The sequence below is a fragment of the Micromonospora sp. NBRC 110038 genome, assembly GCF_020884815.1.
Lineage (GTDB): Bacteria > Actinomycetota > Actinomycetes > Mycobacteriales > Micromonosporaceae > Micromonospora > Micromonospora haikouensis.
Genome location: NZ_BBOL01000006.1, coordinates 334,444 through 343,880 on the forward strand (window position 1 = coordinate 334,444; position 9,437 = coordinate 343,880).

Here is a 9,437-nt window from a genome sequence, read left to right on the forward strand (position 1 = left end):
TCCCCGGCCGCCGCCCGCTGTCAGACTCGGCCGCATGTCCAGCACCGGGGAGATCATCACGCTCAGGGACGGTCGCCGGGCGGTGGTGCACCGCCACGGTGCGGACACCGGCCGGCGGGTGGTCGTGTTCTGCCATCCCGCCCCGGGCTCCGGCGCGTTCGACCCCGACCCGGCGGCCACCCGGCTCGCCGGGGTCACCCTCCTTGCCCTCGACCGGCCCGGCTACGGCGGCTCCGACCCGGCTACCGACTGGGCCGACGTGCCGACGGCCGCCGACGACCTCGCCGAGCTGATCGACCAGCGCCGCCTCGGGCGGGTGGCGGTCGCGGGCTGGTCGGCCGGCGGCCGGGTCGCCCTCGCCCTCGCGGCTCGCCGGCCCGACCTGGTGCGCCGGGTGGCCGTGCTGGCCACGCCCGCCCCCGACGAGGAGGTGCCCTGGCTCGACCCGGGCCAGCGCGACCTGACCGCAGGGCTGCGCGACCGGCCGCCCGCCGACGTCCGCGCCCAGCTGGACGCCGCGCTGGCCGGCCTGGTGCCGCCGGATCCCCGGGACCCGGCGGCGTTGCGGCTGCTCGGCGCGAACCCGGCCGACCGGGCCGCGCCGGCCGACCCCGGCGCCGGGACGCGGATCGGCGACATGCTCGCCGAGGCGTTCGCCCAGGGCGTGCGGGGGATGGCGGACGACATCGCCGGCTACTCGCTGCGCCCGTGGGGCTTCACCCCCGACCAGGTCGGGGCGGCCACCCTGTTGCTGTACGGCGCCGACGACGCCCTCGCCGGCCCCGAGCACGGCCGGTGGTGGCGCGACGCCCTGCCCGACGCCCGGCTGGAGGTCGTGCCGAACGCCGGCCACCTGCTGGTGGTGCCGTCCTGGCCCCGGGTCCTCGACCACCTGGTCGGCCCGCCGATGCGGGCGACCTCCGCCCGGGAGGCGGTCGCGTTCATCCGCCGCGCGTCGGGCCCGCCGCGCCCGGTGCGCTAGGCGCGGGCCGGGACTGCCCTGCCCCGCCTCGCCCTGCCCGCCGCTCCACCCCGCCCCGCCCCCGCCGCTCACCTGACGTGACGGCCCGTGGGGGCCGGCTGTCCGGCCCGACCAACGTGACTCTGCGTCATGCCCGGCCGCCCCCGCCAGAGCTGACGCGCCCCCTTTGCTCTGCACCCATACCCGCAACAGCCCGCCCGAGCTGCCCGGATGTTCGGCGGCGAGGGGTGGGGGAACAGGAGATACGTCACGCAGCGTGGGATGTTGCGTCCTTGGGTGCAGAGCAAAGGGGGCGGTGGGAGTGCTTGCCCGTGGCCGAGAGGGATTGCGCCCCGTCACCGGCCCGCCGGCGCGGAGCGGGCGTGGGCAGACCGCACCCCGCGCCCGGTTGCCCTCGGCGCGTCCTGCGGGGCCGGACACGGCGGTGGCCGGGACGGATCGCTCCGCCCCGGCCACCGCGTCGGGCGGCGGGTCAGCCCCGCGCGCCCTGCCCCACCGGACGCCGCCTGTGGTCGGCGTCGGCGAGGTCGTCGAGCTGCTGCTCCGCGCCGTCGTCCACGGCCGCGGCCGGGTCGACCTGTTGCGGGGCGGTCGGCCGCACGCCGCGCAGGATCACCAGCGCCGCGACCGCGCCCACCGCGAGGGCCCCGGCGGCGATGCCGAACGCGTGGTCGTACCCGCGCACGACGGCCAGGTTCTCGGCCACCCCGGCGGCCTGCTGCCCCCGCTGGTGGCTCAGCGCCAGGGAGACGAAGACGGTCAGCCCCAGGGCGCTGCCCATCTGCAGCACCGTGGTGACGATCCCGGAGCCCAGGCCGGCGTCGGCCTCGGACACCTCGTGCAGGGCGGCGTTCTGCATGGCCGGGTTGGTCATGCCGAAGCCCAGCGCGGTCACCACCATGGCCGGCAGCAGGTCGGTCAGGTACGAGCCGTCGACCGAGATCCGGGTGAACAGGGCCACCCCGATCGCCGAGACGGCCAGGCCGGCGGCCAGCGTCGACCGGGGGCCCACCTTCATGATCAGCTTGGTGGAGAGGAACAGGCCGGGCATGAACGCCACGCAGAACGGCAGCCAGGCCAGGCCGCTGGCGAGCGGCGAGTAGCCCAGGACGTTCTGGGTGTAGAGGACGATCAGGAAGAACACCGCGGCCGAGCTGCTGGCCACGAACACGGTCGCCACGTTCGCGGTGGCGCGCACCCGGTTGGCGAAGAAGCCCAGCGGCACCAGCGGCTGCGCCACCTTCGTCTCCACCACCACGAACAGGGCCAGGGCGGCGATGCCGACCAGCAGCGGAACGAGCACCGGCGCGGAGTCCCAGCCGTTGCGGGCGGCGTTCAGCACGGCGTTGAGGATCGCGATCAGACCGCCGGTGACCAGCACCGCGCCCAGCCAGTCCGGGCGCCGCCGGCCCTGGGCCGGTGCCCGGCTCTCGTCGGCCAGCTTCGGCAGGAGCAGCATCGGGATCACGGCCAGCGGAATGTTCACCAGGAACACCCACCGCCAGCTCGCCAGGTCGGTCAGCACGCCCGAGAGCAGCACACCGGCGGCGGAGCCCAGCCCGGCCAGGCCGCCCCAGATGCCGAACGCCTTCGCCCGCTCCTTCGGGTCGGTGAAGAGCAGGGCCACCATGGACATCGCGGCCGGCGCGGAGAGCGCCTCGGCGACGCCCTGCAACGACCGGCCGGCCAGCAGCACCTCGCTGTTCTGGGCCAGGCCGGCGGTCGCGGAGGCCACCGCGAACAGGCCGGCGCCGAGGCAGAACACCTTCCGGCGGCCGACCAGATCGGCGATCCGGCCGCCGAGCAGCAGCAGGCCACCGGCGGTGATCAGGTACGCGTTCACCACCCAGGTCAGCGTCGCCTCGGAAAAGCCGAGATCACGCTGGATGGACGGCAGCGCGACATTGACGATGGTGGCGTCCAGGAAAATGATGAACTGGACGAGCGCGAGCAGCGCCAATGCTTTCCAGCGGCGCGGATCGGCCTTCGGGAGATCCTGTTGCGACAGCGTGGCAGCCATTCTGCCGCCTCCTTCCACTTCTTGTTCATGTGTTCCGCCGGCCCGGTTCCGGTGTCGACGGCGAGGGTTTTCGCATTTACCCACCGGCATGCGCCGGTATGTTCATTCCATAACTTCCGGCGAGCGCGGTCCAACAACCGCCCGGTGCGTTTGACAACGATTGGTTGTCACCACAGGATGGCGGCATGGATCTCGACCTCGCGCTGGTAAGAGCCTTCGTGGTCACCGCCGAGGAGTTGCATTTCGGCCGGGCCGGCGAGCGCCTCGGCCTGTCCCAGCAGGCGCTGTCGAAGCGGATCCAGCGGCTGGAGGAGCTGCTCGACCGGCCGCTGTTCGAACGCTCCACCCGCACCAGCGCGCTCACCGAGGCGGGCCGGCGCTTCCTGGGCCCGGCCCGCGACCTGCTCGCCGCCGGCGACGCGGCGGTGGCCGCGGTGCACCGCCCGGCCACCCCGCTGCGCGTCGACGTCCTGCACGACCGGCTCGGCCCGGCCCGGCTCGTCGCGGCGGTGCTGGCCGGCAACCCCCGGCTGCGCCTGGAGATCAGCGCCCGGCGAGGGCTCTCCCTGGCGTTGCCGGCGTTGCGCCGGGCCGAGATCGACGCCGTCTTCGGCCGGGTCGCCGGTGCCGCAGCCGCGACCGCCGTGGCGCACCGGCTGATCCGGCTGGAGCCCCTGGTCGCCGTCGTGGACGCCGGGCACCCACTGGCCGGGCGGTCGACGGTGCGCCCCGCCGACCTGGTCGACCACGGCGTCTGGGTGCCCAGCCCGGGCAGCGCCGTGGAGTGGGGCACCTACCTGCAGCTCTTCGCCGACCGGTTCGGCATCCCGCTCACCTTCGAGCAGGTCGACAACGTCGGGGCGGACGAGCTGCTGCGCCGGGGCCGGGCCCTGGGGCGGGTCTTCCTCTCCGCCGCCGACGTGGCCAACCCGCAGGCCGACGACCTGGTCACCCTGCCGCTGGTCGAGCCGCGACCGGTATACCCGTGGTCGCTGCTGTGGCGGCGCAACGACCGGCGGCCCGTCCTGCACGACTTCGTCGACCTGCTGCACGACTACGGCGCGCTGGAGGGGTGGCGGGCCCACGACCTGGCCGACTGCTGGCTGCCCGACGAGGACCGGGAGGCCCTCGCGGCCGGGCCGCCGGCCGGCGACTGACCGGGGCCGGGTCACCGGCTCCACGCCCGGGTCCGCCGGGCCGCGGTGCGGGCCGGGCGCAGCGGGGCGGCGTCGCCGCCGGCCGCGCGGGCCACCGCGGCGAGCCGCCGCCGGCGCGCGCCGGGCACCTCGAGCGCCGACCGGCGGGTGGTCGGGTCGGCGGCGAGCTGCCCGACCACCAGCCGGACGTCGTCGAGCAGGGCGCCGGCCGTGGCCTCGTCGAACAGGTCGGCGTTGTACTCCAGCCGGCCGGTCAGCGCCTGCGGTGTGTGCTCGGCGGTCAGCTCCAGGTCGAGGCGGACCGTCCCGTTCGGACAGCCGCGCACCTCCAGCCGGGTCTGCCCGCCCAGGTCGGCGCGGTCGCTGCCCGGCGGCAGGTTGCCCAGGTTGAACAGCACGTCGAACAGCGGGTTGCGGCGGGCGTCCCGGTCGCCGCGCACCGCGTCGGCGAGCCTGCTGAACGGCACGTCCTGCCCCGACACCGCGTCGAGCATCGCGTCGTTGGCGCGGGTCAGCACCTCGGCCCCGGTCGGGTCGCCGGACAGGTCGACGCGCAGCGGCAGGGTGTTGGAGAACGGGCCGACCACCGCGTCCAGCTCCGGGCGGCCCCGCCCGGCCAGCGGCGCGCCGACCACCGCCGCGTCCGACCCGGCGTACGCGGCCACGACCAGCGCGTACGCGCCCAGCAGCACGGCGAACGGGGTGACCCGCAGCCGGTCGGCGACGGCGGCGACCCCGGCGGCGGCGTCGGCGCCGAAGTCGAAGCGGAGCATCCCGCCGCGGAACGTCTGCGCGGCGCCCCGGGGCCGGTCGGTGGGCAGCTCCGCCGGGGCGAGCCCGGCCAGCCGCCGCTTCCAGCGGTCCAGCAGCCGGTCCAGGGTCGGCCCGGTCATCCGTTCCCGCTGCCAGTGCGCGACGTCGCGGAACTGCAGCCGCACCTCGGGCAGGTCCGGTTCCCGCCCCGCGCACCGGGCCCGGTACGCCCCGGCCAGCTCGGTCAGCAGGATGCCGAACGACCAGCCGTCGACCAGGGTGTGGTGGGCGATCCACGCCAGCGCGTGCCGGGTGGGGGAGATGCGCAGCAGCTCCAGCCGCAGCGGCGGCCGGGCGGCCAGGTCGAACGCGGTGCGGGACAGCGCGGCGACGCGCTCCTGCGCGGCCCGCTGCGGGTCGGGCGCGCCGGTCAGGTCGCGCACCGGCACCCGCGGGTCGGCGTCGGTGACCTCCTGGACGAGCCGGCCGTCGGCGAGCACCAGCCGGCTGCGCAGCACGTCGTGCCGCCGGACCACGTCGCGGACCGCCGCCAGCAGCGCGTCGGCGTCGAGCGGCCCGGTCAGGTGGAACGCGAACGACACGTTGTACGCCGGTACGCCCTGCGCGAGCTGGCTGACGAACCAGAGCTGCTCCTGCACGAACGACGCCGGCCCCCGCCCCGCCGGGCAGGCCCCGGGGGTCAGCCGGGGTTCCCCGGTGCCCGCCGGGCCGCCCGCGGCGCCCCGGACCTTCGCCAGCACCCTGGCCCGGTCCTCCTCCGACATGGCGGCCAGTCGGCCCATCAGCGTCCCCATGACTCCTCCTCGCCCGACGGTGCGGCCATCGGTGCGCACCGTACGAGCGGCCGGTTACGCGGCGGTCCCGCCCGCGCGTAACCGGCGGCCAACCGGGGCCGCCTAGCGTCGCCGGCGACCTTGGCGACGTACCAGCGCACACACCGGGAGCGGACAGTCATGACCAACGCGACCACCGGAGAAGACTTCTGGCGCGACTACCCGCTCGTCAGCGAGCGGTACCAGGCCGGCCTGCTCGACGCGGCCGACTGGGCCACCTGGCGGGCCAACCGGCTGCGGGCGGTGCTGCGGCACGTGACGGCCCGGTCGCCGTTCTACGCCCGGCACCTCGCCGGGGTCGACCTCGACGCGGTCACCCCGGACACCCTGGGCCGGCTGCCGTTCACCACGAAGGACGACCTGCGCCGGGAGATGCACGACGTGCTCGCGGGCACCCCCGCCGACGCGCTGATCTACTACGAGACCACCGGCACCACCGGGGCGTCCACGCCCTGCCCCCGCGACGCGAAGGACGTCATGTCCAGCAACGTGCACGTGGAGTGGGCGTGGCGGCGGCTGTTCGACCACTACTTCGACGGCCGCCGCCCGGTGGTCGGACTGATGGGCCCCTCGGAGCTGTACGCCTTCGGCGACACCTTCGGCGACGTCGCCCAGCGCCTCGGCGCCTGCCACGTCAAGATCTGGCCGGAGTCGCCCCGGGTGGGCTTCCGCAAGGCGCTGCGGCTGATCCGGGAACTGAACGTGGAGGTCCTCGTGGCCGCCCCGGCGCTCTGCCTGAACCTGGCCAAGGCGGCCCTGCAGAACGGGCTCGACCCGGCGCAGGACCTGCCGGTGAAGCTGTTCACCGTGCTGGGGGAGATCTGCACCCCGGCGTTCGGGGCGAACGTGCGCTCGATCTGGGGCGCGGACGTGCGCCCCGCCCTGTACGGGTCGCAGGAGGCCATGGCGATCGGCACCGGCTGCCACCTGGACCGGCTGCACATCTCCGGGCCGAACTACCTGGTCGAGGTGCTGGACCCCGACTCGGAGGCCAGCCTCGGCGCGTACGGCACCGGCGAGCTGTGCCTGACCATGCTCGTCGACGGCATCAAGCCGCTGATCCGCTACCGCACCGGTGACCTGGTGACCGTCGCGCCGAACTCCTGCGGCTGCGGTGGCCCCGGCGACGTGGTGGAGGTGCTGGGCCGGGTCGCCGACCGGGTCGCGATCGGCGCCGGGCGGTACCGTCCCGCGCAGATCGAGTCGGCCGTGCTCGGCGGCCTGTCCCGCTGCCTCGGCTACCAGGTGGTCATCGACACCGCGCCCAACGGCACCGACGCCCTCACCGTCTACGTGGAACTGCTGCGCGACGGTGCCGCCGACGCCGACGGCTCCGCCGAGCGGGCCGCGCTCGCCACCCGGCTCACCGAGCACTTCGGCGTGCCGACGCGGGTGGAGGTCACCACCGAACTCGACCCGATCACCAACACCGGGGCGTTCGTGAGCTGGAAGGCCGCCCGGATCAAGGACAACCGGGCCGGGGCCGACCAGGACGTCGCCGCCGCCCGGGCCGCCGCCGGCGCGCACTCGCTGCGCAGCTGACCCGCCCCGACACGGTCCAGGCAAGGAGCAGAGATGACACTCGCACCAGCCCGACCGGACACCGTCGTGCCGGTCGCCACCGAGCGCCACCGGGTCCGCGTCGCCGACCCGTTCGCCGCGTACCTCGCGCTGCGCCGCAGGTTCGGCGCCGACCAGGTCTACCTGCTGGAGTCGCCGGCGGGCCCGGCCGGCGACACCCGCCACGCGTACGTCGGTTTCGGGGAGCTGCTGTCGGTCGCGGTGACCGGCCGCGCGGTGACCGTCACCGGCCGGCCCGCCCTGGCCGACGCCGCCCGGGCGCGGGCCGCCGGGGTCGACGGCCTGGAGGAGGTGCTGCGCGTCGTGCAGGAGCTGTTCGACGCCCCCGCCGGGCCGGGTGACTTCTCCTTCGGCTTCCTGGCGTTCCTCGGCTACGACGCGGCCCGGCACTTCGAGCGGCTGCCGTACCTGATCGAGGGCGGCCCCCGGCTGCCGCACGCCTGCCTGGTGCTGCACCGGGGCCTGGTCCGCTTCGACCTGACGGCCGGGACGGCGGAGCTGCTGCTGCACCGGTCCCCGGCCTGGCCGGACGACCCGGCCGGCGACCTGGTCGCGCTGCTGGACGCCGCCGCCGACGGGCCGCCGGGCGACCGGGCGGCGGACGGGGCGATGCCGCCGTTCGCGGTCACCGACGACGTCGCCGAGGACGACTACCGCCGGGCCGTCGACCGCTGCCTCGGGCACATCGCGGCCGGCGACATCTACCAGGTGCAGATCGGCCACGAGCTGACCATCCGCAGCGACGCCGACCCGGTCCGGGTGTACGAGCGGCTGCGCCGGCGCAACCCGTCGCCGTACATGTACCTGGCCCCGCTGGCCGGGCAGACCGTCATCGGGGCGAGCCCCGAGCTGTTCGTGCGGGTCGAGGACGGCACGGCCACGATGCGGCCGATCGCGGGCACGGCCGCGCGCACCGGCGACCCGGCGCGGGACCGGGAGGCGGGCCGGCGGCTCGCCGCCGATCCGAAGGAGATCGCCGAGCACATCATGCTGGTGGACCTGTGCCGCAACGACATCGGCCGGATCTGCCGACCGGACACCCTGGACGTGCCGGAGACCCTGGTCGTCGAGCGCTACTCGCACGTGCTGCACCTGGTCTCCACGGTCACCGGCGCGGTGTCGCCGGAGCTGGACAGCTACGACGTGCTCGCCGCGCTGTTCCCGTCGGGCACCATGACCGGCGCGCCGAAGATCCGCGCCATGGAGATCATCGAGTCGACGGAGGCCAGCCGCCGGGGCCTCTACGCCGGGGCGATCGGCCTGATCGGCGTCGGCGGGTACGTCAACCTCGCCCTGTGCATCCGCACCGTGCTGCACGACGGGCAGAGCTACCACACGCGGGCGTCCGCCGGCGTGGTCGCCGACTCCCGGCCCGAGCGGGAGTGGCGCGAGACCCTGGCCAAGCTGAGCGCCGGCTACTGGGCGGTCACCGGAGAGGAGTTGCTGTGAAGGTCCTGCTCGTCGACGCGTACGACAGTTTCGTGCACATCATCCGCCAGTACCTGCTCAGCGCCGGCATGGAGGCCGAGGTGGTGCGCTCCGACGCGATCGGCGTCGCCGACGTGCCGGGCACGGGGGCCGACGCGCTGCTGCTCGGCCCCGGCCCCGGGCACCCGGCGGAGAGCGGCCACGTCGAGCTGGTCGAGGCGTACGCGGGGCGGCTGCCGATCTTCGGGGTCTGCCTCGGCCACCAGGCGATCGGGCTGGCCTTCGGTGCGCGGGTGCTACGCGCCCGGCACCTGATGCACGGCAAGACCAGCGAGATCCGCCACGACGGCCGGGGCGTCTTCGCCGGCCTGCCCCGCCCGTTGACCGCCACCCGCTACCACTCGCTCATCGTGGACGGGGCGAGCCTCGCCGGCACCGACCTGGTGCCGACGGCGCACGCCGCCGACGACGGGTACGTGATGGCGCTGCGGCACCGCCGCCTGCCGGTGGAGTCGGTGCAGTTCCACCCGGAGAGCGTCCGTACCCAGCACGGCCTGGCGATGCTGACGAACTTCCTCGCCGCCTCGCGGCTGCCCGCCCCGGCGTGACCCCGGTCGTGCCCGTGCCCCGCCACCCAGCCGACGTGGCGGGGCACGGGCACG

At 75.4% G+C, this 9,437-nt stretch carries 7 protein-coding genes; 5 read left to right on the forward strand and 2 right to left on the reverse strand.

The window, feature by feature from the left end; translation table 11 throughout:
* The first annotated feature begins 34 nt into the window (after positions 1–34).
* The gene (locus LPU61_RS22575; protein ID WP_052503979.1) at positions 35–982 is read left to right on the forward strand and encodes an alpha/beta fold hydrolase; all 948 of its coding nucleotides are present in this window, start codon (positions 35–37) and stop codon (positions 980–982) included.
* Positions 983–1,454: 472 nt separating this feature from the next.
* Here the strand turns inward: LPU61_RS22575 and LPU61_RS22580 are convergent, their stop codons facing one another.
* On the reverse strand, positions 1,455–3,002 hold the full coding sequence (locus LPU61_RS22580; protein WP_158499204.1) for an MFS transporter: 1,548 nt from the start codon (positions 3,000–3,002) through the stop codon (positions 1,455–1,457).
* A gap of 185 nt (positions 3,003–3,187) precedes the next feature.
* Between LPU61_RS22580 and LPU61_RS22585 the strand changes: the two genes are divergently transcribed.
* Positions 3,188–4,159 (forward strand): LysR family transcriptional regulator, encoded by a 972-nt coding sequence (locus LPU61_RS22585; protein WP_229406028.1) that lies wholly within the window; start codon positions 3,188–3,190, stop codon positions 4,157–4,159.
* An 11-nt stretch (positions 4,160–4,170) separates the two neighbouring features.
* Here the strand turns inward: LPU61_RS22585 and LPU61_RS22590 are convergent, their stop codons facing one another.
* Complete coding sequence (locus LPU61_RS22590) at positions 4,171–5,727, reverse strand: condensation domain-containing protein (RefSeq protein ID WP_229406030.1); 1,557 nt, start codon at positions 5,725–5,727, stop codon at positions 4,171–4,173.
* Positions 5,728–5,886: 159 nt separating this feature from the next.
* On the opposite strand from LPU61_RS22590, the gene LPU61_RS22595 reads away from it, so the two are divergent.
* From LPU61_RS22595 to LPU61_RS22605, 3 genes are read left to right on the forward strand one after another with little or no spacing between them, the layout of a single operon-like run.
* Entirely contained in the window at positions 5,887–7,308 is a 1,422-nt protein-coding gene (locus LPU61_RS22595) for a phenylacetate--CoA ligase family protein (RefSeq protein ID WP_229406031.1), read from the forward strand.
* A gap of 33 nt (positions 7,309–7,341) precedes the next feature.
* Positions 7,342–8,796, forward strand: a complete 1,455-nt coding sequence (locus LPU61_RS22600) for an anthranilate synthase component I family protein (protein WP_229406032.1) — start codon at positions 7,342–7,344, stop codon at positions 8,794–8,796.
* Positions 8,793–9,383 carry an aminodeoxychorismate/anthranilate synthase component II gene (locus tag LPU61_RS22605; protein WP_043968552.1) on the forward strand — a complete coding sequence of 197 codons (591 nt, stop codon included), beginning with the start codon at positions 8,793–8,795 and terminating at the stop codon, positions 9,381–9,383. The genes LPU61_RS22600 and LPU61_RS22605 overlap by 4 nt, the downstream gene beginning before the upstream one ends.
* Positions 9,384–9,437: the final 54 nt, after the last annotated feature.

Bases quoted from the DNA above. Each gene is read 5' to 3' on its own strand.
- LPU61_RS22575 (WP_052503979.1), top strand. From the start codon at position 35: ATGTCCAGCACCGGGGAGATCATCACGCTCAGGGACGGTCGCCGGGCG.
- LPU61_RS22580 (WP_158499204.1), bottom strand. From the start codon at position 3,002: ATGGCTGCCACGCTGTCGCAACAGGATCTCCCGAAGGCCGATCCGCGC.
- LPU61_RS22585 (WP_229406028.1), top strand. From the start codon at position 3,188: ATGGATCTCGACCTCGCGCTGGTAAGAGCCTTCGTGGTCACCGCCGAG.
- LPU61_RS22590 (WP_229406030.1), bottom strand. From the start codon at position 5,727: ATGGGGACGCTGATGGGCCGACTGGCCGCCATGTCGGAGGAGGACCGG.
- LPU61_RS22595 (WP_229406031.1), top strand. From the start codon at position 5,887: ATGACCAACGCGACCACCGGAGAAGACTTCTGGCGCGACTACCCGCTC.
- LPU61_RS22600 (WP_229406032.1), top strand. From the start codon at position 7,342: ATGACACTCGCACCAGCCCGACCGGACACCGTCGTGCCGGTCGCCACC.